Origin of the sequence: Paraburkholderia sp. RL18-101-BIB-B (assembly GCF_046026985.1) — a bacterium.
Lineage (GTDB): Bacteria > Pseudomonadota > Gammaproteobacteria > Burkholderiales > Burkholderiaceae > Paraburkholderia.
Genome location: NZ_JARESV010000003.1, coordinates 499,941 through 522,079 on the forward strand (window position 1 = coordinate 499,941; position 22,139 = coordinate 522,079).

Annotated in this window: 21 protein-coding genes; 5 read left to right on the plus strand and 16 right to left on the minus strand. The window is 60.3% G+C overall.

From position 1 onward, the window contains the following. Positions 1 to 6: 6 nt before the first annotated feature. The 9 genes from P0D73_RS08165 to P0D73_RS08205 form a co-directional block, all read right to left on the minus strand. On the minus strand, positions 7 to 915 hold the full coding sequence (locus P0D73_RS08165; protein ID WP_408430787.1) for a LysR family transcriptional regulator: 909 nt from the start codon (positions 913 to 915) through the stop codon (positions 7 to 9). A gap of 146 nt (positions 916 to 1,061) precedes the next feature. Beyond that, on the minus strand, positions 1,062 to 1,988 hold the full coding sequence (locus P0D73_RS08170; RefSeq protein ID WP_408175989.1) for an NADP-dependent oxidoreductase: 927 nt from the start codon (positions 1,986 to 1,988) through the stop codon (positions 1,062 to 1,064). A 48-nt stretch (positions 1,989 to 2,036) separates the two neighbouring features. Continuing rightward, a complete protein-coding gene (locus P0D73_RS08175) occupies positions 2,037 to 2,807 on the minus strand; it encodes an SDR family oxidoreductase (RefSeq protein ID WP_408175988.1) in 771 nt (256 codons plus the stop codon). Positions 2,808 to 2,912: 105 nt separating this feature from the next. Continuing rightward, positions 2,913 to 3,356, minus strand: coding sequence for an ester cyclase (locus P0D73_RS08180; RefSeq protein WP_408175986.1), 444 nt, complete (start codon positions 3,354 to 3,356; stop codon positions 2,913 to 2,915). 277 nt (positions 3,357 to 3,633) lie between these two features. After that, a complete protein-coding gene (wrbA, locus tag P0D73_RS08185; protein ID WP_408175985.1) occupies positions 3,634 to 4,233 on the minus strand; it encodes an NAD(P)H:quinone oxidoreductase in 600 nt (199 codons plus the stop codon). Positions 4,234 to 4,328: 95 nt separating this feature from the next. Further along, a complete protein-coding gene (locus tag P0D73_RS08190; protein WP_408430849.1) occupies positions 4,329 to 4,754 on the minus strand; it encodes a DoxX family protein in 426 nt (141 codons plus the stop codon). Between the two features lie 58 nt (positions 4,755 to 4,812). After that, entirely contained in the window at positions 4,813 to 5,685 is an 873-nt protein-coding gene (locus tag P0D73_RS08195) for a pirin family protein (protein ID WP_408430791.1), read from the minus strand. A 323-nt stretch (positions 5,686 to 6,008) separates the two neighbouring features. Further along, positions 6,009 to 6,911, minus strand: coding sequence for a LysR family transcriptional regulator (locus tag P0D73_RS08200; protein WP_132374071.1), 903 nt, complete (start codon positions 6,909 to 6,911; stop codon positions 6,009 to 6,011). Between the two features lie 168 nt (positions 6,912 to 7,079). Next, entirely contained in the window at positions 7,080 to 7,529 is a 450-nt protein-coding gene (locus P0D73_RS08205) for a nuclear transport factor 2 family protein (RefSeq protein ID WP_408175980.1), read from the minus strand. A 482-nt stretch (positions 7,530 to 8,011) separates the two neighbouring features. Between P0D73_RS08205 and P0D73_RS08210 the strand changes: the two genes are divergently transcribed. Continuing rightward, positions 8,012 to 8,671 (plus strand): hypothetical protein, encoded by a 660-nt coding sequence (locus P0D73_RS08210; RefSeq protein ID WP_408430794.1) that lies wholly within the window; start codon positions 8,012 to 8,014, stop codon positions 8,669 to 8,671. A 258-nt stretch (positions 8,672 to 8,929) separates the two neighbouring features. On the opposite strand, the gene kce is transcribed toward P0D73_RS08210, so the two are convergent. The 4 genes from kce to P0D73_RS08230 are packed head-to-tail and all read right to left on the minus strand — an operon-like array spanning position 8,930 to position 13,493. Then, positions 8,930 to 9,856, minus strand: a complete 927-nt coding sequence (gene kce, locus P0D73_RS08215; protein ID WP_408430797.1) for a 3,5-dioxohexanoate:acetyl-CoA acetone transferase — start codon at positions 9,854 to 9,856, stop codon at positions 8,930 to 8,932. Next, entirely contained in the window at positions 9,853 to 10,821 is a 969-nt protein-coding gene (locus tag P0D73_RS08220) for a VOC family protein (protein WP_408430800.1), read from the minus strand. Before P0D73_RS08220 ends, kce begins: the two co-directional genes overlap by 4 nt. Further along, complete coding sequence (locus tag P0D73_RS08225; RefSeq protein ID WP_408430803.1) at positions 10,805 to 12,613, minus strand: FAD-dependent oxidoreductase; 1,809 nt, start codon at positions 12,611 to 12,613, stop codon at positions 10,805 to 10,807. Before P0D73_RS08225 ends, P0D73_RS08220 begins: the two co-directional genes overlap by 17 nt. 28 nt (positions 12,614 to 12,641) lie before the next feature. Then, complete coding sequence (locus P0D73_RS08230; RefSeq protein ID WP_408282589.1) at positions 12,642 to 13,493, minus strand: fumarylacetoacetate hydrolase family protein; 852 nt, start codon at positions 13,491 to 13,493, stop codon at positions 12,642 to 12,644. 191 nt (positions 13,494 to 13,684) lie between these two features. Here P0D73_RS08230 and P0D73_RS08235 point away from each other — a divergent pair, with 191 nt between their 5' ends. The 4 genes from P0D73_RS08235 to P0D73_RS08250 all read left to right on the plus strand — a co-directional run bounded on the left by P0D73_RS08235 (position 13,685) and on the right by P0D73_RS08250 (position 18,052). Then, the gene (locus tag P0D73_RS08235) at positions 13,685 to 14,389 is read left to right on the plus strand and encodes a GntR family transcriptional regulator (RefSeq protein ID WP_408176183.1); all 705 of its coding nucleotides are present in this window, start codon (positions 13,685 to 13,687) and stop codon (positions 14,387 to 14,389) included. Between the two features lie 600 nt (positions 14,390 to 14,989). Then, positions 14,990 to 16,702: an FAD-dependent oxidoreductase gene (locus P0D73_RS08240; RefSeq protein WP_408310632.1), complete on the plus strand. Its 1,713-nt coding sequence runs from the start codon at positions 14,990 to 14,992 to the stop codon at positions 16,700 to 16,702. 109 nt (positions 16,703 to 16,811) lie between these two features. Further along, on the plus strand, positions 16,812 to 17,261 hold the full coding sequence (locus P0D73_RS08245; RefSeq protein WP_132374064.1) for a nuclear transport factor 2 family protein: 450 nt from the start codon (positions 16,812 to 16,814) through the stop codon (positions 17,259 to 17,261). A gap of 56 nt (positions 17,262 to 17,317) precedes the next feature. Continuing rightward, positions 17,318 to 18,052: an SDR family NAD(P)-dependent oxidoreductase gene (locus tag P0D73_RS08250; RefSeq protein ID WP_408430806.1), complete on the plus strand. Its 735-nt coding sequence runs from the start codon at positions 17,318 to 17,320 to the stop codon at positions 18,050 to 18,052. Between the two features lie 76 nt (positions 18,053 to 18,128). On the opposite strand, the gene guaA is transcribed toward P0D73_RS08250, so the two are convergent. The 3 genes from guaA to guaB all read right to left on the minus strand — a co-directional run bounded on the left by guaA (position 18,129) and on the right by guaB (position 22,120). Then, on the minus strand, positions 18,129 to 19,712 hold the full coding sequence (guaA, locus tag P0D73_RS08255; protein WP_408175964.1) for a glutamine-hydrolyzing GMP synthase: 1,584 nt from the start codon (positions 19,710 to 19,712) through the stop codon (positions 18,129 to 18,131). A gap of 203 nt (positions 19,713 to 19,915) precedes the next feature. Beyond that, the gene (locus P0D73_RS08260) at positions 19,916 to 20,653 is read right to left on the minus strand and encodes a hypothetical protein (protein ID WP_132373944.1); all 738 of its coding nucleotides are present in this window, start codon (positions 20,651 to 20,653) and stop codon (positions 19,916 to 19,918) included. Between the two features lie 6 nt (positions 20,654 to 20,659). After that, positions 20,660 to 22,120: an IMP dehydrogenase gene (guaB, locus tag P0D73_RS08265; protein WP_012433424.1), complete on the minus strand. Its 1,461-nt coding sequence runs from the start codon at positions 22,118 to 22,120 to the stop codon at positions 20,660 to 20,662. Positions 22,121 to 22,139: the final 19 nt, after the last annotated feature.

A 22,139-nucleotide genomic window follows, 5' to 3' on the forward strand; every position in this document is an offset into this window, starting at 1 on the left:
TACGATCTATCGGTCCTGTGGTTGGAGAAGCATCTGACCGGCGATCCCGGCTGAAATCTCACGAAAGTTCGCGACCGCCGGATTGTCCGTGTTGGAATTCCATGCGACGATCAGCTCATAAGGCGTGAGCAGTTCGTCAAGAGGGATGTAGACGACGTCGAGTTGCTGGACCCGCGCAACCCACTGAGGCACCAGCGTAACGCCAAGGCCCGCGCTAACGAGCGCGAGCAGAGTGTGAAGCTGTTCGGCCTCCTGGACGATTCGAGGCGCAAACCCGGCCGAAGCGCAGCACGCAACGATGATTTCCAGAATCCGGCTGTTCATTCTGCGGGGAAACAGAACAAACGACTCGTTCGCTAGTTCGACGATTGAAAGCGTCGGCCGTGCGGCGAGCGGATGATCCTGCGGGATGGCCGCCACCAAAGGGCCCGTGGCAAGTTCTGCAGACTTGAGCGCATGGCCGGGCGACGGCGAGGGCATGATCCCTATATCGATGGCTGACGTCCGAATCGCCTCGATTTGCGCGCTTCGATCGAGCGGATGCAGCGTCAATTCGACCTGCGGCCACCGCTGGCGAAAGTCTCGGAGTATCGGCGGCAGTATGGACCATAGTACGTTATCAACGAAGCCGATCGCCAGCCGCCCGACCGTACCATCTGCCGACTCACGGGCGCGGCGCATCGCTTCATCGGCTCGACGCAGCAGATCGCGTGCTTCAGGTAAAAATATCTCGCCGGGAACCGTGAGCCTGACGTTGTGGCGTGAGCGCTCCAGCAGCGAAAATCCGAGCTCCTCTTCAAGCAGTTTCACCTGATGGCTCACCGCTGACTGCACGACGTGCATACGCTGTGCGGCCCGGCCGAAATGCAGCTCTTCGGCAACCGCCGTGAAATACCGAAGTCTACGCAGGTCCATGATGAGAGAGCGACATAAGGTTGCGAAAGTCCCATCGAAGGTCCGCGCTTTCAGGCGCTTTCCCAATGAGATGAACCGTGGCCAATAGACGGCGGCCCGCCGGGCAATTGACGGTAGCCGTGCTTCCGTAGAGCGGCCAAGCGGGATTAGCGAGCCGCGTCGAGCACGAGTTTGCCGCGCGCATGACCGGTCAGGTTCTGTTGCAAGGCATCGGCGGCACGCGACAGCGGAAAGACCGTCTCGACGTCGACCATGATTTCGCCGGAGTCAAAGTGTGCTGCGATCGCAGCCAACTGCTTGCCGTCGGAGCGGGTGGCGAAATGCCTTCCTATCACACCTCTTGACCTGGCACGCTCGGCGTCTGGCGGGCTGACCGGCGACACCAGGATGCCGTCAGCTTTTAACAACGACCAGGAACGATCCTGCGTTTCGCCGCCAACCAGATCCAGGACGATGTCCACGGACGACACCCTCTCTTCGAAGCTCTCGCTCCGGTAGTCGATGACCTGCATCGCACCCAGCTGTCTGACGTACTCGAGATTGCCGGACGACGCTGTTCCGATTACCTCCGCGCCGGCGATTCTGGCCAACTGCACCGCCATGCTGCCTACTCCGCCCGCGGCGCCGTGAATCAGCACGCGCTGACCCGGCTTAACACCGGCGTGCTCGTGCAACGCCTGCCATGCCGTCAACGCGGCCGCTGGCACCCCTGCCGCTTCAAGCAACGAGAGCTTTTTCGGCACCGACGCCAGGCGTTCAGCAGAGGCAACCACTCTGGTGGCATAGCCGCCGACGATACCGATGAAACCGAAGACTTCGTCTCCCACGGCGAAGCCCTTGACCCCAGCACCCAGCGCAGAAATCTTTCCCGACACTTCGACGCCCGGTGTATAAGGCAGTGGCAGCGGCAGGAAGGCTTTCATCCTGCCCTCCAGAATTTTCCAATCGACCGGGTTGACGCCGCTCGCCGCGACGTCGATCAACACTTCGCCCTCGCCCGGGACGGGGTCAGGGATATCTTCCAGCGTCAAACGATCGGGCCCGCCATAGGCGTAGGCACGTATAGCTTTCATAGGTAACTCCTGATTAAACGACCGTACATGTACAGCCGCGGTGACGTATCAGATGACCGAGAGCAGGCCGCCATCAACAAGCAACGCAATGCCGGTGACATAGCTCGACATGTCCGAACCGAGCCACGCAACGGCGTCGCCAATTTCTGACGGCTTCCCAAGACGGCGCAGCGGAGTGCGTTGCCGAAAGCCTTCCGAGGCTGCGGCAATGCCGGGATTGGTGCGCAGCAAATGCGTGTCGATCGTGCCGGGGCAAACCGCGTTGACGCGGATAGCGTCAGGCCCGAGTGCATCTGCGAGAGCCTTCGCCATCAGCACGACGCCACCCTTGCTGGTGGAGTAAGCGACCGTCATTCCGGCGCCCGCGATACCGCCCATGCTCGCCATCAACACGATGCTGCCTGGCTTGCCGCGCGCCTTCATCTGACGCGCCGCCGCTTGCGCACCGAAAAGCACGCCGTCGAGATTGACCGCCATTAGCCTCCGGTAGTCGCTCTCGGCGACCTCGGGACCGTCCTCGCGCAGCGTGATGCCGGCGTTGCAAACCATCACGTCGACTCCACCGAACTCAGCCGACGCATCGACCAGCGCGTCGACTTCACCGTGCTGCGTCACGTCGGTGCGCTGAAACCGCGTGCGCACACCCAGTTCTTCAATCTCGGCGGTGGTCGGTCTGCCGCCCTCGTGCGGGATTTCAGTGACGTCTGAGACGATCACTGCCTTCGCTCCATGCCGCGCTGCACTAATCGCAATGGCCCGGCCAATTCCGCTAGCCGCACCGGTGACCAGCACGACCTTGTCCTTAAGAATATCGCTCAATTTGGTATCCTTATAAATACGCTAACTTAGCTGTATGTACTGAACCGACAGTCTAGCGGTGCGTAGCGGGCATCACGACGACGCTACGTAGGCACAGCCGGTTCTTCACGCCTTCGTCTCGCCTGCAGGAAAAGCACCGAGTTGCTGCATTACCGAGAAAAGGTTGGCAACACCCCAGTGCTCCGCGATCTTGCCGTTGCGCACGCGCATCGCGTCGACTGTTTCAAAATGGATCTTTCGACCGGTGGGCGGCACGCCGAGGAACGTGCCTTCGTGTGTGCCGTGATACGTCTTGTAGGTTGTCACCAGATCGCCGTCGGCAACCTGCCAATGGATATTCGCGTGGAAGTCGGGGAACGCGGCACGCAGCGCGTGATAGAGGCCGCGTGCGCCATTCTTATCTGGCGTGCAGTTCGGCTGTGGCGTGTGGTCGACGAAGTCGTCCGCGAACAGTTCTTCGAATACGTCGAAGTTACCGCCGCCTTGTACCTCTTCGGTATTGCGGCGAACTACAGCCTTTGCTTCTTCGCTTGGGTTGCTACGGGTCATGTGATGCTCCAGAACAGTTGAAATGCGAGTGTTTTCAGTCCACAACTCCAGGGGCCGGTCACGGCAACTCGAGGCCACAAATGATCATCCTTCCGTCGACCACCAGCATCTGGCCGATCACGCAACTTGCCACCGGCCAGGCTCAACGCGCTATTCGCGACCACGGTGATTCCTCACACGCAATCCTTGATAGGACTCTTCATTAGCATAACGATATATTGTCGTCTTTCGTCGGGCGATAATGCGTGGCTCATTCAAAGACTTGCCAGGAAAAGCGTTAGCCGAACAGCTTCGCCGCCGTCTTCGCCACCAGTTCGCCTTGGTGGCGTGCGCCGGCCAGATCGATTTCACTCGGCTGACGCGACCCGTCGCCGGAAGCGACGGTGGTTGCGCCATAAGGCGCGCCGCCGACGATCTCGCTCATGTTCATCTGCCCCTGATGGCTATAAGGCAGGCCAACGATAACCATGCCGAGATGCATCAGGTTCGTGATGATCGAAAAAAGCGTGGTTTCCTGCCCGCCGTGCTGAGTGGCAGTCGACGCGAAGGCGCCACCAACCTTGCCGTTAAGTGCCCCACGCATCCACAAACCACCGGTCTGATCGAGGAACGCGGCCATCTGGGACGACATGCGACCATAACGGGTGCCGGTACCCACAACGATCGCGTCGTAGTTCTCGAGGTCGGCGACGGTTGCGATCGGAGCCGCCTGGTCGAACTTGAAATGCGCGCCTTTGGCGACCTCCTCAGGCACCGTTTCCGGTACGCGCTTGACGTCGACCTGCGCGCCCGCGCTGCGGGCGCCTTGCGCGACGGCCTCAGCCATCTGCTCGATATGTCCGTACGACGAATAGTAGAGAACCAGTACCTTGGCCATCGCAATCTCCTTTGGGTGATGAAGCGGACCGTCATGGCGCCGCGGGGGTGCTACAGATGTATTACCGCGACGACCCGGGGCCGCCCCGAGCGTCGTTACTGTGCGGTACCCGCCACCGGCAGTTCGCGACGGTTATCAAAGCTGAATGCGCCTGCACCATAAGCCGCGACCTGAATCAAACCGCCGGCCATCGCGACGTTCTTGAGAAAGTGGAACACCTGGTTCTGGTCGCCAAGCGCGTGGTGGAAGATGAGTGCGGTAATAATCGAATACACGGCCAGCAGCACGGCAACGAGTCTCGTGCGATAGCCGACGATCAGCAGAACGCTGCCAACCAGCTCAAGCGCCATCGAGCCGAGATAGCCGAGTAGCGGCACTGGCAATCCCAGCGACCCGATGTAGCCGATGGTCGCTCCCGGCGCTGCGAGTTTGCTAAGGCCGCTCACGAGAAAGATGGCAGCGATGAGGATGCGCCCAATCAGCGGAAGAGTCGGGTAAGAATTTGCAGAGGTTGAGTTCATAACGAATGCCTTAAGTTTAAGAAAAAGAGAGGAATGCAAAATGGACTGCTTGGGGTGACTACCGGATGCGGCCGCGAAAGCGAAGCTGTTCGCCAATTCGTGCGATCTGGGCTTCTCCCGCTTGCAACGCGGCCTCTGATGTGTGCACCGAGTAGTAGCCGAGCACCAGCTCATGCGGGTGTTTTACCGCGGACGCGAAAATGAATTCGGAGTCGGTGTCCGCGATGAAGTCGAGAGCGTCTTCGGACTCGTTGAAGACCGCGAGCTCGCTACGCAGACGCTCACCGGCGACGCAAAGCGCGCCCCGATGCACATGGGTCCAGGCCACTGTATGTCCTGCGGGCGGCACATAACGCCATTGCTCGCCTGCCCTGAGCCGTACATGCAGATAGTTGATTCCATCAGGAGACAACACCGGGCTGTGCGTGCCCCTGTAGCTGCCGAGAATGACGCGTGCAGGACCGACACGCGGGATGGCCTGCGCGGGAAGATATTGGGTTTGCGGTTCCCCATTCTCGACTTCGCGCGGCAATGCCACCCACATCTGGTAACCATGAAAGCGCTCGAGGTCCGCGGGACTGGCGTCGTGCCAGATGCCGTTGCCCGCGTTCATCCATTCAACGCTGCCCGCGGACAACACGCCCGACGCGCCCGTTGTGTCTTCGTAGCTCAGGTTGCCAGAGAGCAGGACCGTGATCGTCGCGATACCCGAATGCGGATGCATTGGAAACAGTGCGTCGCTCGACGGCGTGAAATCGAAGTAGTCCAGGAACACGAACGGCTTGATCAGTTCGCCCAGTTCGGCGGGACTGACGATGCGCGTGACCGGCCCGTGGCGGCGCCCTTGGGTACGCGCCACAACGGCGCGCGGAAGACTAGCCGGCCGGACAACGGGATTGTCCGCTTCCAGTAGATCAGACACATTCGCCATGACAATTTCCTTTTGAGGATGACATGACCGAAGGTTAGATGCTGACCCACCCCAACGGAAGCCTATATATTTTAATGGAACCCATCGTGTTGACTTATGGGTTCCCTGCGACGGACATCTCCGCGCGGCGGTTTGCAGATGCGATCGACCACGCAATGTTCAGGCATCAGGTGAACTTTCCGAGTTCGAAGTACCGGGCCGTATTGGGTGGTTTGTCAATGGGCGGCTTCATGAGAGGAAGCGCCTGAGATGGTGAACGCGCTGCTTGTCGAGTTCCTGGATGAAATACAACCGTGTAAAGAGGCGTCACCCGGCCGCGACCATCAGTCTTCGTTTGAGGTTTGCTTTAGTCGACCGAGGAACCAACGGCCTGCAGGGCCCGGCGGTGTATCTCTGCGATAGATCGCATACATGGCGATCGGCGGCGTTCGGGGTTGAAAGTTTTCGATTCGCAGCGGTACCAGATCGCCTGAAGCCAGATCGGGATGCACCATCGCCGTAGGCATGTGTCCCCATCCGAGGCCCGCTCGTAAAAACGCATGCTTTGCGCCCAGATCCGATAACCGCCAGATCTGCGGAGAGAAGACCCCGAACGACTTCCCATCGGTCAGCGGCGTGCGATCCGTCAGTACAAGCTGCACATGCTCTTCTAACTCGCGCGATCGGATCACTCTCTTAAGCGATGCCAGCGGATGTTTCGGAGCGGCAACGGTGACCATCGGCACATCGAGCAGTTTCTCGGCATCAACCGTTTCGGGCACGGCCGGCATGGAACCACTAATGCCGAGCCTGCACGTGCGCTCCAGCACTCGCTGCACTACCGCACCCAAAGCCTCGACATATAACCGCAATGGAGTGTGAGGAAACGCGTCGCGGAATTCTCCAACCGCCACCGTGAGTGAGTCCATCGGATACATGACGTCCACCACGACGGAAAGCTCCGGTTCAAGTCCTTCTGCGATTGCTCGCGCCGTCGACTTGAAACCATCCATGCCGCCGACGACGAGCCGCGCCTGTGACAGCAATACGGCACCTTGCTCCGTGAGTCGCGGATAGCGACCGCTGCGGTCGAACAACGACACATTGATCTGGCTTTCCAGATTGGCGAGCGTCTGGCTCACCACGGACTGTGTCCTGCGAAGCTTGCGTCCTGCCGCAGAGAAGCTTCCTTCGTCCGCGGCAGCGATGAAAGTACGCAGCTGATCCATGGATACGCCGTCGAGCATTTATCGACTTCCCGAATGGTATCTGTCGAGAAATATAGCCTTCCGAGCGTCGTGTCAAGTGCTTAAGGCCAAACCAGCTTGCCTCCGTCTCGGTTGAAAATAGCAAACTGCAGCGCTTGCACCGTCCAGCCTCGATAGCGTGCAGCCCGTGACAAGAGCAAGCACTCTTCAGTATCGGCTCGTGGGCTCGCCATCGAGCCATGGATAGCGTTCCGTGTCGGCCCCCGCGTAGTCGGGATCAAGATAGACGAAGCAGCGCTGAATCCGGAAGTCGCGAATTTCTAATACGTCACACCATCGCCCGGCATGTGTGGTCCCTGCACGCCACCCCGCGCCACTCTTTAGCTTCCCGGACGACGTGGCTTCGACCACCACCCGATCGCCTTGCTGAACAAAATTCGCATAGGCCATGTCGTGCGAAATCTCAGCGAGAATCCCGCTCAGGTCTTCGAGAAACTGGGCAATCTCTCCACGACCATGAGCGACGCCCCATTTCGGAAAATAGAATTCGGCCTTCTCATCAAATAGTTCAAGAACGTCGCCCCCACGATCTACGCGTCTGAAGAACTCTATCGCGATAGCTTTGCGCTGCTCGTCTGTCATTGGTTGAATTTGCATGGCAGTCTCCGGGAATGGTTGCACGTCCAAGTTCCTTGCACGTGGCTTCGACAAACTATCGGAGAGGTCGCGATCACTGTCTAATGATAAAAATTGGGCGCTTGATCTGCGTTGGTGATCGTCGCTCGAAGACCAGACTTTCGCCGCGAGACTCGGGAGGCACTCACTGGCAACGACGCAATATTGAATGTGAGGGTTGCGCTGCACAAAAGCCCGGCAGCCAACCCGGAGTGAGGCGTCGTGATCTGACTTTGAGATCACGATGTCAGTATTCATCGTTGGACGCGGATGCAGCGCGCAACCATACTTCCTATCACTTGAAACGAGTTCAATCACGATCACTGGTCTCTGACAGGCCGACGTAGCCGTTGCGTTCGTGACCTCGACCGATCAGATTCGACGGTACGGCAGAATCCATTGCGCCCTTGTCGCTGTACGACGACGCCGGCCGAAGACCCACGGGCAACCCATAGGAGCTAGTCATGAAATATGCCACCCTGGCGGCGCCAGGCCGAGAAATGCCCACAACGGATGCGCTGACGTTGATGCACGTCCCCGCAAAGTTCGACGTAACCCAATGGCCCCGAGAAGTCGAAGCATTTCTCCACAAGACGACTAATCCGCATCATCGGGCCATGTTAAAGAACTACTTGCGCCATTTGCTGCTGGAAGTGGCGGGATACTGGGATCAAATCATCGTTCCTGAACTCACCGTCGAGGAACCGATGTATCGCGTTGGCGACCGGCGCCGGATGCACGTCCTGACGGGCAAGGTCGCCGTCGAAGGTTTCTATCGCGAAGCCGCTGAAACACGCCAGAACGTGATGGGCGCACGAACTATGAACATGGGCGTCGACGACTACGGCGTCACGACGGAAGCCGTATGGACTCACGTCGTGCCCGGCGTGTGCCTGAAGGACCACGGCATCGACGCCGACCCCGCGGCGCACTACCTGATGACGCATCACCTCTTCCAGATCTTCACGTACACGAACGAGCCGAAGCCGAAGCTCATCGCGGAGCGTATCTACGACGACCCGGAGAGCTACACCTACGAGAAGCTCGCACCCTCCGAGGTCGTGACGCCGGAGATCGCCCGGGAACTGCTCGCCCCATTTCTCGCTCGAGCCACGCTGGACTGAGTGCATTCGAGTCCAGGTTCCGGGAGTGACGACGATCTTTAGAACGACGTCACTCGTCGTGGCCACTAGAGCGCCGGCCGAGTATCTGGCTCTGGGCCCGTCGCAATACCAATCGAATCGATATGGAAGACGAGACCATCCGCATTCCGAACGATGCGGACTATGGCCTCTGCGGGAATCTCTACTCGCGACACCAGAAATGTAGCTCCGGCATTGCCCTGTGCACAGGCAATGCCGAAGCATCGCAGACACGCCTCTTTAGAAGCCGACGCTGTGGCGTCCCTTGAGATTCAACATGGCGCGAGCCTCATCAGGCGTCGCCACTTGAAGCGACAGGGCTTCAATGATGGTGCGAACGCGCCTTACCTGCGTCGCGTTGCTACTTGCGAGCTTGCCGGGGCCATCCCAAAGAGAGTCCTCGAGTCCGACACGCACGTTTCCGCCGACTGAGGCAGAAATCGCCGCGAGCGGCATCTGGCTACGCCCGGCCCCGAGCACAGACCAGACATAATCTTTCCCGAACAATCGATCAGCCGTACGGCGCATATGCATGAGATCCTCGGCATGTGCGCCAATGCCACCGCGTAGACCAAATACGGACTGTATGAGAAGGGGTGGCTTAACGAGCGCCCTGTCAAGAAAGTGCGCGGCCGTATAAAGATGGCCAATGTCGTAGCACTCAATCTCGAACCGGGTTTCGTTCTCGCTACACGATTGCAGGATGTAGGCGATATCCTTGAATGTATTCTTGAAGATGCGATCGTCGCTTCCTTCCAGATATGGGCGCTCCCAGTCATATTTAAGCTTGTCTTTGAAGCGCCCGAGCATTTCGTACAACCCGAAGTTCATTGAACCCATGTTGAGCGACGCCAATTCGGGCCGCAATTCAAGTGCCGGTTGCAGCCGCTCCTCGACCGTCATCGTAGGCGCCCCGCCCGTGGTGATATTGATGACCGCATCCGAGGCTTCCTTGATGGCGGGCACGAACCGGCGAAACAACTCCGGTGCCTGGGATGGACGGCCATCGAGGGGATCGCGCGCGTGTAAGTGGACGATCGCCGCTCCGGCCTGGGCTGCTTCAATGGCGCTCTGCGCGATCTCGTCCGGCGTAACAGGCAGATAAGGCGACATCGACGGAGTATGGATCGCTCCAGTTATGGCGCAGGTGATAATGACTTTGCTCATGCGCAGACTCCGTCTTCAGTGTTCTCGAAGAAGTAGCCCGGCACGTCGGGCCCCCATAGATAGAGTGAATCATCAGGCGGATGATTGCCGCCGGCCCATTGGCCGCCAGGGGCGATAAAGTCGATATCGGCCGAATACTCCCAGAATGAACCCCACGGGTCGCGCACGTAGTGAAAGTAGTTGGAGCCGAGCACGTGCCGGCCGACGCCCCAACCGTCGCGGTATCCAGCGCGCTGCATCTGCATTTGGCCGAGGCCAACGTGGTTGACGTCGGGAACGTCCCATGCGCTGTGATGCCAACCCTTTGCCGCCCCCTGAACAAACGCGATCATATGGTGGTCGCTGCCGTGAGGCGCGTGCATGAAAGCCACGATACCTTCCGAGCCATCGGACAGACGCACGCCGACCGAACGCTCATAGAAACTGACCGCGCGACGAATGTCCGGGGTGAACATCACTACGTGCGCAAGCCGTAACGGCTGAACCGGCTCTGCGTTCTCGCGGGCGACCGCGCCGCGTAGCCGAGGCAGCGCGGGTTCAGCGTCACGAGGCGGCTTGAAATTTGGCGACGTCTTGGGCCCTGCCTCGAGCTGTAACAGATTGCCGTCCGGGTCTTCAAACCAGAACCCTTCATGTTTGGCGGACTCAATTCGAGGTGTCGCTTCTTGTCCACCCGCTTCGATGATCTGTGCGCGGATCTTCGAGAAGTCATCGGCGAAGCAGTTCAGAGACAAATAGGCCAATCGCTTACGCGTGCCGGCAAAAATCCGCGCCCACACATGGGCACTGCCGGCAGTACGGAGCAGCAACTGACCTTCTTCCTCCTGCACGCGAAATCCAAAGGCCGTGAGGAATTCTCTCGCCTCGTCGAGTCGAGGAACTTCGAGCGCGAAGTGATCGACCGAGTGTATGCCGGCTGTTCCTACGCTTACAGTTGAAGCGGTCATGTCATTCTCTCCCGGCAAGAGTCGAAGCTGTAGCGCTATGCGAAGTCGTAGCAGACATGCTTTGCGGCTCCCGGCCGAGTATCTGCGCGAATACCCGCCGCAAGGTTCCTAAAGGGTCGGCGACGAGATCATTGGCCCGATACGCGACAAACCGGTCCGGTCGAACCACCACGCAACCACCGTCCTCGATTTCCCGGAGTTCTCCCCAGCGCCCATAAGCGTCGATGGTCGATGAGCCGTGAGCGATGACCCACCCATTCACGGAAATGCCGAATTCGTTGCCGACCTGTCGGAGTGCTTCGACCCAGGGTTGGCCGCCCATGCCCGTCAAGAGCGCAAAGGAGCCTTGCCCGACGAGGTCAAGCGTAGAGACGCGCCTGCCCTCGTGTTGAATCCACGCGTGGGGTGTATACGCGCCGGGTGTGGTGGTCGCGTGATAATACAGTTCCGCGTCCCGGCTTGGCTCGGGAAAGCGGGCGCCGTCTCGCACGACCGCGGCGGAGGTATACCGCTGACCCAATTCGACGCCGTGGCAGTTGAATTGGTAATTTTGCAGATCGATCGCCGAGGCCAATTGCTTCCTGCGCGTGCGGCCCACGGACGTATTGGAGAAAAGCTCGTCCAGTGAAGCCCACCCTTCGTCGGCTCCCTGGCCATCGCGGAAGCCCAAAGCCTGTGAAATGGGCAACATATCCGTCATCGACCTGATCGCCCGGTTCACCACTTGCTCGGCCACGGGTTGTCGCTCATCGGAGTATGTCTGCAGCAGCGAAGGAGCCGCTTGTCCCTTGACGATCAAGGCGAGCTTCCAAGCCAGATTGAATGCGTCCTGCACTGATGTATTCGATCCGAGCCCGTTGGCGGGCGGATGGCGGTGCGCCGCATCGCCCGCGATTGCGACACGTCCCTTCACCATCTGGCGCGCGACCATGCGGTTAATCGTCCACTTCGATACCGCCTTCACTCGCACCGGAATATCCGGGTCGCCAATCGTCGCGCGGGCCCTCTGGATGATCGCGTCCTCACTGAGGTCCGGTTCCCCATCGGCGGGGTTATACATCGATACCATCACCCATTCGTTCCACGGGCGCACGCAGATCCACACCCCGCTGCCCACCCAATAGTCACAGCCGGGCTGATACATCCAGTACAGCACCCCAGGACGGTGTGCACAGTATTGACTGAGATCGACCTCAAGCCAGCAATTCAATGCGTAACCGAGCCCCATCTCTCCTTCGAGTTCGAAGCCGATATCTTTGACTACCAGGCTTTGTGCGCCGTCAGCGCCTACCGCGTATTCTGAAATGACCTCTATTTCCTCCCCCGTTAGCCGATCAACCACGCGGGAAAACACGGCCTCCTCGGTCTGACGTATCGACACGAGTTCGGTATTGAAGAGAACCTTCGCGCCGAATTCGCGTGCGGCCGTCAATATTGCCGGTTCCAGCAAATGCTGCGGCGCGTTGCACATCTCGGACGGACTGGCCATCTCATAGTCAGCCTTTCGCTGTTCTCCCGTCCCCCAGGTTTGAAGGCGGCCGAGTTCAGTTCCAGTGAAACTCGTTGCCCAAACGTTGTTGGTCATCAACTTGTTCGACGTGGAAAGCGCGCGCACGCGATCTTCGATGCCAAGGTCGCGAAACACTTCGACGGTACGCTGATTTGTTATGTGTGCGCGCGGCGAGTGTGCGGTGCCAGGGTAGCGGGTAATAGCGAGCACCTCCACGCCGTATTTCGCCAGCAGCGCGGCGGTTGTCAGTCCTGCGGGGCCCGCGCCAACAACGAATACGGGGACGCGAATTTGTCTCATAGTTCCTCCGATCTCTTATGCCGTGCTGTCAGTCCGCCGGCTTTTCGTCTTGCACAGTATTCTTCAGTACACCGAGCCCTTCGATTTCAACCTCGCAGACGTCGCCGTCGCGCATAATCAGTTTCGGCTCTCTTGCCCAACCAACACCGGCCGGCGTGCCAGTGACGATGACATCGCCCGGCGCAAGCGTGATGGCCTCGCTGATGATCGCAATGAGTGTGGCCACGTCGAATACCAGGTCGCTCGTGTTGGCCGCCTGCACGACCTTCCCGTTTAGCCGGGTCTCCAGTTTGAGTCCCGCGCCGCCTGCGGGCAACTCATCGGCGGTCACGAATGTGGGCCCGAAAGCGCCAGTGCCGTCAAAATTCTTTCCCACAGTCCACTGGGGCGCCTTGAACTGGTACTCGCGGATCGAACCGTCGTTGAAGATCGAATATCCCGCCACGCATTCCAAGGCTCGGGCCTTTGGAATATGGCGACCGCCGCCGCCAAGAATCACGGCCATTTCGCCTTCGAAGTCCAACGAATCGGATACGAGGGGACGGATCATGGGTGCCAGATGTCCGATCAAACTGCTATCAAAGCGGGGAAACAACGTTGGGTAGCTCTGCGGCTCGAAATGGCTTTCTTTAGTGTGGTCCGCATAGTTCAGGCCAACGCAAACGATCTTACCCGGACGAGCAAGAGGCGGCAGCCACCTCACGGTGTCAGCAGAATACTCCGTGCCTTTGACAATTCCGGCCTTCGCATATGCCGTCAGGTTCGTTCCCGACGCCAGCAGCTCCTCAAGCGTTGCGTGGCCCAGAGAGGTGATCGTCGATCCCTGCAACACGCCCAGCAGACGTTGGTGCCCATCGGGCGAAAAGTGTACGTATCTCATTACGGCTCCACGGTGGTTCAAGAGTTCGTTCGTTGTCTCGCAACGTTTGATACAAATTTAATAAATATATATATTTTCGTCTTTGCATGTTAACCCTGACACTGGATATAATTTCTCGATACCTATAGTGGTGCAGCCGGGAGGATTCTGTGGACGATATGTTTGACATGCCGGGCTCTACTGGCCGAACCATGGCATCTGTGCTGGCTGAAACGATTCTCCAGGACATCGTGACCGGCGTGCTGGCGCCTGGCTCGAAGCTGAAGATCCGTGAACTGGCGGACCGTTACCAGGCTGGCGCGATTCCGCTGCGTGAAGCAGTTTCACGACTGGCAATGAGCGGATTCGTTGAAGCCGAGGACCAGCGCGGATTTCGCGTAACGAAAATTTCTCGCGCGGACCTGGAAGACATTACGGCAGTGCGGCAGCGTATCGAATGCGACGCCCTTCGTGACGCGATTGAGAGTGGAAACCTCGAATGGGAAGGTGCGTTGCTAGCGGCCTATCACCAGGTGAACAGCCTACCGCCCATTATCGGAAATCCAGAACGCGTCAACCCGGCATGGGATCTCGCGCACGACAAGTTTCACTCCACCCTGCTGGAAGGATGCAGATCAAAGTGGCTCAAGCGTTTTGCCGCGACCCTGCGCATCCAGACGACCCGCTACCGGCATCAGTCGATCCAGGCCCCTCATGCGGCTTCACGCAATTTCGCGCAAGAGCACGAGGACATCGTAAAAGCTGTGCTCGCGCGTGACGCCGACCGGGCATGCGAACTGCTGCGTCAGCACTTCGCCGCCACGACTGAGCTGGTGCTCGAGGACATTGCTAGCGGCAACGCCGCGAAGAGCGAAGGCACAGCGCGAGGTCGGGCGCGCGCGCGGTCTACAGCGTGATGCTGTGAAATAGAACGCGTCGTCCGTGTGAACCGCTCGCTCGGCTTTGCTTGAACAGCGCTGCCTGACCCAACTCATCCTGACCGAATGAAACGCATGACATTCGCGCTATCAAGGAGCCCCGGGTAGCAAGCCCGTTCATCACCATTCGTGAATTGCAGGTGGATTCACCGGCAACGTGTCGCGCCAGCGCTTTAGCCGCTAACCGCTGCGCGCCAATCCGCTTGCAACCAGACTCTCTGCGCATCGCCTCCAGCGTTCAAATGCCCCCAACGACAAAGGCACGGCAAGCACCGCGCCCGCAGTGCCGGTAAGGCGTCTTCTCGTTCCACTCTCCTCCTGATTTGCAGATGTCGCCGTCGCTATGCCGGCGACATGCAGCTGCATTGCGCCTCAGCGCGCTGCCGGCGTACGTCGGTCCTAGCGCGCCGCAGCGTTCGCGCCGGACGTGAACAACACACGCTCCCATTTGACGCGATTCCTATCATCTTGATAGTTTTTATATTATTGTATATGTTTTGTGTTTTATATATATTTGTCTCACGCGAGCCGGCGTACGGGCTTCGACGGAGTAGGCAACGAAAAACAAGGAGGAAGACAATGCAAAACGCAGAGCGATGGGCATCCCGCGCGAGCGCGGCTCCCGCATCAACACACCGGCTGGCCAGCCATTCAATTGAAGCCTTTGACGCGATATTCGACGTCATTGTCGTCGGAGCCGGCGGAGGCGGATTTCCCACCGCCCTCTTTTCCCGCTGGCTCGGCAATTCGGTTGCGCTCGTCGAGAAGGACAGAACCGTGGGCGGAACCGCAAAAAAAGCCGCTTTCTGGTACTGGGTGCCAAACAACCGGCCGATGCGCGAAGCGGGCATCGAAGATCGCAAGGAGGACTGCCTGCGTTACATGGCGCGCCTCGCCCGCCCCGAACACTATGATCCGGAGGATGCCAATCTCGGACTCGATGCATGGGAATATGAAGCCTTCAGCGCAATCTATGACAGCGCATCACCTGCTGCTGAGTTGCTCCACGCGCGCGGCGCTCTCGAGTACCGGCATTTGCCCGGTGTCACAGACTACTGGGCCGAGCTTCCCGAGAACACCGCGCCGCAAGGCCGAGTGCTAATACCCGCGGGCGCGTGCGAGTCGATGTCCGACGGCGGCAAGGTGGCAATTCAATCCATGCACGCTGCCGCCCAGCGCGACGGCGTCGACGTTCGCACCGGTCTGCGTGTGCAGCGCGTGATTCTCAACGAGGCCGAAGAAGTAGTCGGTATCGAAGCCACGGATGTCGAAGGCAACGACGTCCGCCTCGGCGCGCGGAAGGCGGTCATCTTCGCGACCGGCGGGTTCACGCACAACAACGACCTGCGGAAAAATTTCCTGCATGCGCCGCTATTCGGTGGCTGTGCCGCGCGCTCGAATGAAGGCGATTTCATTCACATCGCGAGCCCCCTGCGCGCACAGTTGCGCAACATGAACTATGCCTGGATGTGCCCGGTGTCACTCGATCGCCTGGTCGCTGGCCGCGATGATTTTACGGGCACGTTTTCCGTTGGCGGCGATTCGATGCTGTGGGTGAATAAACAAGGAAAGCGAGTGGTCAACGAGAAACTCGCCTACAACGAACTCGCGCAAAAGTTCTTCGAGTGGGACGCGCAGCTTGCTGAATATCCGAACCTGGTTCTCGTCGCCATCTGGGATCAGCGCAGCCAGGACCATAGCGCAAGCACGGAGTACGGCTGCCTGATCCGGCCCGACGCGGCTCAAGAGGGGCATCTGATCAGTGGCAATACGTTGGAGGAACTCGCCGATGCGCTCGCCCGGCGACTCGAGACCTTCGAACGTCTCACCGGCCAATTATGCCTTGCCGACGATTTTCTGGTGAATCTGCGGGACACCATTCAGCGCTTCAACCGATTCGCCCGCGAAGGGGTGGACACCGATTTTCGCCGCGGTGACCGCCTTGTAGAAAAAATGTTCAACGGCGCTGTCCAAAACGAGTCTGCCTCACCAAACCCGACGATGTTCCCGCTCGCGGACAGTGGGCCCTACTACGCGGCGTTGGTAACCGGCGGCACGCTGGACACGAAAGGCGGTCCTTTGACCAACAGTGACGGCCAGGTTCTCAACGATAGCGGCGCACCGATACCTGGCCTGTACGGCGTGGGGAATTGCGTGGCGTCCGCATCTGCGCGCGCCTACTGGGCGGGCGGCGGAACACTTGGTCCGATCCTCGCGTTTGCCTATCGCGCCGCGAATACCGCCCATCTCGAACCGAATAAAGCGCTCCTGACGGAAGCGACCCAAGCCTAGCCTTGGAGCCGGCACGGTCCCGGCGCGCCTTCTATCTGCTTTTCAGTACACGTCGAGGCCAGCATGGTCACACGTCGGTCTCGACGCGCCCCTTAACCATGGAGACAAGATGCAAATTCAATCGATGAACGACGAGCAACGCAAAGCGATTGCCCTTGAGTACTTCAAGCGAATGGACCGCGGCGACAATGTTCTCGATCTATTCGACGAACACGCGGAGGTTTATTTCCCGAAGTGGGGCATTGCGCGTGGACGAGAGCAGATCGCTACCCTCTTTGGCGACCTCATGGGCATCATTGCCGAAATCGCGCACGACGTCACCTACGCCAACGTTGTACAGCAGGGCGATACAGTCGTCGTCGAAGCGGCCTCGCGCGGCAAGCTGAAGAACGGCGTTTCGTGGCGAGCCGGCACTTCGCATGCGGGCCGTTGGTGCGATGTCTTTGAAATCCGCGACTTCAGAATTCAGCGCTGCTTTATCTACCTCGATCCCGATTACGCGGGCGCTGACACAGAGCGCTATCCATGGCTTAGACATGCTCCGGATGACCGGTACTGAGCCAATCCATTCCGTTTCATGCAAGGCATGCAGCGCAACAAACCGGAGATTTGACGATGGCGAGATTCGAAGGAAAAACGGTGGTCGTAACGGGTTCGGCGCGCGGCCAGGGCGCCGCGGAAGCGCAGCGCTTCTTCGACGAAGGTGCCAATGTCGTATTGAACGACGTGTTGTCCCCGGAAGGTGAGGCGCTCGCCGCGAAGATGGGCAAACGAGCCATCTATGTCACGCACGACGTGACGCGCGAAGACTCCTGGCGAGCGCTCTTCAAGGAAGTCGAGCGCGCATTCGGCCGATGCGACGTGCTGGTGAACAACGCGGGTATCTATGTACCCGCCGCAATCGCCGAAACGACGCCAGAGTTAGCGGAGAAGACATTCCGCGTCAATCAGTTAGGGACGCTGCTTGGCATGAAGCATGCCATCGAGCCGATGAAAAGAAGCGGCGGCGGTTCCATCGTGAACATCTCGTCGAGCGCCGGGCTGCGCGGCTTTGCCAATGCGATTGCCTACGGCGCTACCAAGTGGGCGGTGCGGGGAATGACCAAGGTCGCGGCTGCGGAACTGGCGCCTCATGGCATTCGCGTGAACTCGGTCCACCCCGGGTTTATCGCTACAGATATGCTCAAGGCCAACAGCGACGAGACGAATCGTTTCGGCGCAGACGCGGCGCCGTTAAAGCGGCATGGCACCGCCGAGGAGGTGGCGGCTATCGTTTGCTTCCTGGCTAGCGATGAAAGCGCCTTCATGACAGGCGCCGAGGTGGCAGTCGACGGAGGCTGGGCGATCTGATTGATCCGCTGAAACAGGAAAGCCAGCGCGCATCGAATGGATGCGCGCTGGCTTTGCCTTTGCGTAGCAGTCTAAATCATTCCCACTCGATCGTCGCAGGCGGCTTACCCGAGATGTCATACACAACTCGATTAATCCCGCGCACTTCATTGATGATCCGGTTCGACACATGCCCCAGCAGTTCATGCGGCAGATGCGCCCAATGCGCGGTCATGAAGTCCAGCGTCTGCACGGCACGCAACGCGACCACGTACTCATAAGTCCGCCCGTCGCCCATCACGCCGACACTCTTCACCGGCAGAAACACCGCGAACGCCTGGCTCGTCAGATCGTACCAGGACTTGCCGGTTTCCTTATCGATGAAGGTACGCAGCGTCTCGATGAAAATCGCGTCCGCGCGGCGCAACAGGTCCGCGAAATCGCGCTTCACTTCGCCGAGAATCCGCACGCCCAGACCCGGACCCGGGAACGGGTGGCGGTACACCATGGCCGGCGGCAAACCGAGCTTGACGCCGAGTTCGCGCACTTCGTCCTTGAACAGTTCGCGCAGCGGTTCGAGCAGCTTCAGATTCAGCGTCTCAGGCAGGCCGCCCACGTTGTGGTGGCTCTTGATGGTCTGCGTGGCTTTCTTGCCCTTGCCGGCCGATTCGATCACGTCCGGATAGATCGTGCCTTGTGCCAGCCACTTCGCATCGGTCAGCTTGCCGGCTTCGGTCTGGAACACTTCGACGAATTCCGCGCCGATGATCTTGCGCTTCGCTTCCGGATCGGTCACACCGGCCAGCTTGCGCAGGAACACTTCGCTTGCGTCGACGTGAATCACCTTCACGCCAAGGTGGTCAGCGAAGGTCGCCATTACCTGCTCGGCTTCGTTCAGGCGCAACAAGCCATGATCGACGAATACGCAGGTCAGTTGATCGCCGATCGCGCGATGCAGGAGCGCCGCCGCCACCGACGAATCCACGCCGCCCGACAGGCCCAGAATCACGTGCTCTTTACCGACCTGCTCGCGAATCTTCGCGACGGCTTCGTCGATGTAGTGGCCCATTTCCCAATCCGGCTGCGCTTTGCATATCTGCAGCACGAAGCGCTCGAGCATGGCGCGGCCCTGCACGGTGTGCGTGACTTCCGGGTGCCATTGCAGGCCGTAGAAATGGCGCGTTTCGTCGGCCATCGCCGCGATCGGGCACGATTCCGTGGACGCCATCAGCGCGAAGCCCGGCGGCATTTCCAGCACCTTGTCGCCGTGGCTCATCCACACCTTCAGCATGCCGTGACCTTCCGGCGTGGTGAAGTCGCTGATGCCTTCGAGCAGGCTCGTGTGATTGCGCGCGCGCACTTCGGCGTAACCGAACTCACGCAGGTGGCCGATATCGACCTTGCCGCCGAGCTGCTCGGCCATGGCCTGCATGCCGTAGCAGATGCCGAGCACCGGCACGCCGAGTTCGAACACGGCTTGCGGCACGCGCGGCGTATCCGTTTCGGTGACCGAGCTCGGGCCGCCGGAGAGGATCACGCCCTTCGGCGCGAAGTCGCGAATGAACGACGCATCCACGTCGTACGGATGAATTTCCGAATACACGTTGGCTTCGCGAACGCGACGTGCAATCAGTTGGGTGACTTGCGAACCGAAGTCGAGGATCAGGATCTTGTCATGCATGGCAGCGGACGGAGTCAAAAGTGAGCGGATACGGAATGCCGCGCGCGGAGCGCGGCGTTGAATTCAAAGCGGTCCACGTGGGGACGATCGAGCATGAAACGTAACGATGCAGCGTGTTGGCGCGGGTGGCGCCGCAGGCTCTTGCCCGCGGCGCACGCAAACCAGATCCGAATGCTTCGGCGGACGGCGTGGCGCGCAACGCGTCAGCCATGAAACGGCGGCCGGGGCGCGCCAGGCGCGTCGGCCGCGCCGTTGCGGGCTTCGTCTCGCGCGGCCGCGGCTTGCGCCCGCGCTGCGCGTTCGGACGGCGTCAGACTGGCTTCGTCGACTACCGGATGAAGCGGTGCCCCTGCAACAGGACTTGTGGCACTGACGGGCCGCGTAACCGGCACGACGGGCTCGACGACCGGCTCAGCGTGATAGACCGGGAAGCCCGCTGTGACATGGCCCGGCTCGCGCCGGTTGGCCGCGTCTTTCGCGGCGTCTTTGGCCGCCTGCTTGTCGGCACGCTCGGCGGCGACGGCTTCAGCGAGCCGCACTCTTTCACGCCGCCGCACCGCGCCCGACAAACGCACACCACCCAGGCCGATCACCAGCAGCACCACGCCTGTCAGCACCGCGACGATCTGCCCGAAACCAGTCAGCGCCGGCGTATGCAGACCGAGCAGCCAGATCAGCATCAGCACGCCGGTCAGCCAGTTCACATGACCGACCACCTTGGCGACCGTGGAGGTAAGCGCGCCGTCGATCGACGCGTGAAAGGCCAGCCATGCGAGCCCGATCAGCGCCACGCCAAACCCCTGGCCGACCAGAGCCGGCTGGGTTTGCACCAGAAGCAGCGCGTTGTACAGCGAAGTCCACGGCGTCAGCAGAAACAGCAGACCGAACGCAAGCAACAGCAAGGCATCGAGGATGAGTACAGCGCGCAGCAATGGCTTCATTGGCGTTTAGTCCACGTGGTAGTTGGGCGCTTCCTTGGTGATTTGCACATCATGCACATGCGACTCGCGCAAGCCCGCGCCCGTGATCTGCACGAACTCGGCCTTGTCGTTCATCTCGGCGATGGTGCGGCAGCCGCAGTAGCCCATGCTGGCGCGCACGCCGCCGATCAGCTGGAACAGGATCGCGTTGACCGAACCCTTGTAGGCGACGCGGCCTTCGATACCTTCCGGCACCAGCTTGTCGATGTTCGCGGAGTTGTCCTGGAAGTAGCGGTCCGCCGCGCCGTCCTTCATCGCGCCGACCGAGCCCATGCCACGGTAAGACTTGTACTGGCGGCCCTGATACAGGAACACGTCGCCCGGCGCTTCTTCGGTGCCGGCGAACATGCTGCCCATCATCACGGCATTCGCGCCGGCTGCCAACGCCTTGCTGACGTCGCCCGAGAAGCGCACGCCGCCGTCGGCGATGACCGGCACGCCCGTGCCCTTCAGCGCTTCGGAAACGTTGGAGATCGCGGTGACCTGCGGCACGCCCACGCCGGCGACGATCCGCGTCGTGCAGATCGAGCCCGGGCCGATACCGACCTTCACGCCGTCCGCGCCGTATTCGACGAGCGCCTTGGCGGCCGCCGCGGTGGCGATGTTGCCGCCGATCACTTCGACGTGCGGGAAGTTCTGCTTGACCCACTTGACGCGCTCGAGCACGCCCTGGCTATGGCCGTGCGCGGTATCGACGACGATCACGTCGACGCCCGCCTGCACCAGCAGTTCGACGCGCTCTTCATTGTCCGCGCCGACGCCGACCGCCGCGCCCGCGCGCAGCTTGCCGTGTTCGTCTTTACACGCGTCCGGGTGTTCGGTCTGCTTGGTGATGTCCTTGACGGTCATCAGACCGCGCAGTTCAAATGCGTCGTTGATGACCAGCACGCGCTCCAGCCGGTGGCTGTGCATCAGCGCCTTGGCTTCGGCGAGCGGCGTGCCTTCCTTGACGGTGACGAGGCGCTCGCGCGGCGTCATGATGTTGCGCACCGGCTCGTCCAGACGCTCTTCGAAGCGCAGGTCGCGGTTCGTGACGATGCCGATCAGTTGCGCGCCTTCGACGACCGGGAAGCCCGAAATGCCATGCTGCTGCGACAGCGCGATCACGTCGCGCACCTTCATCTGCGGCGGCACCGTGATCGGATCACGCACGACGCCCGATTCGAAGCGCTTGACCTTGGCCACTTCACGCGCCTGTTCGGCCGCGGTGAGATTCTTGTGGATGATGCCCACGCCACCCATTTGCGCCATCGCAATGGCGAGGCGTGCTTCGGTGACGGTGTCCATGGCGGCGGACACGAGCGGCATATTCAGGGAGATGTTGCGGGTCAGCCGGGTCTTGAGGCTGGTGTCGCGCGGCAGAACATCGGAGAAAGCCGGGACGAGGAGCACGTCATCGAACGTGAGTGCTGTTTGGATCAGACGCATGGCAAATCCTATAGGCGCA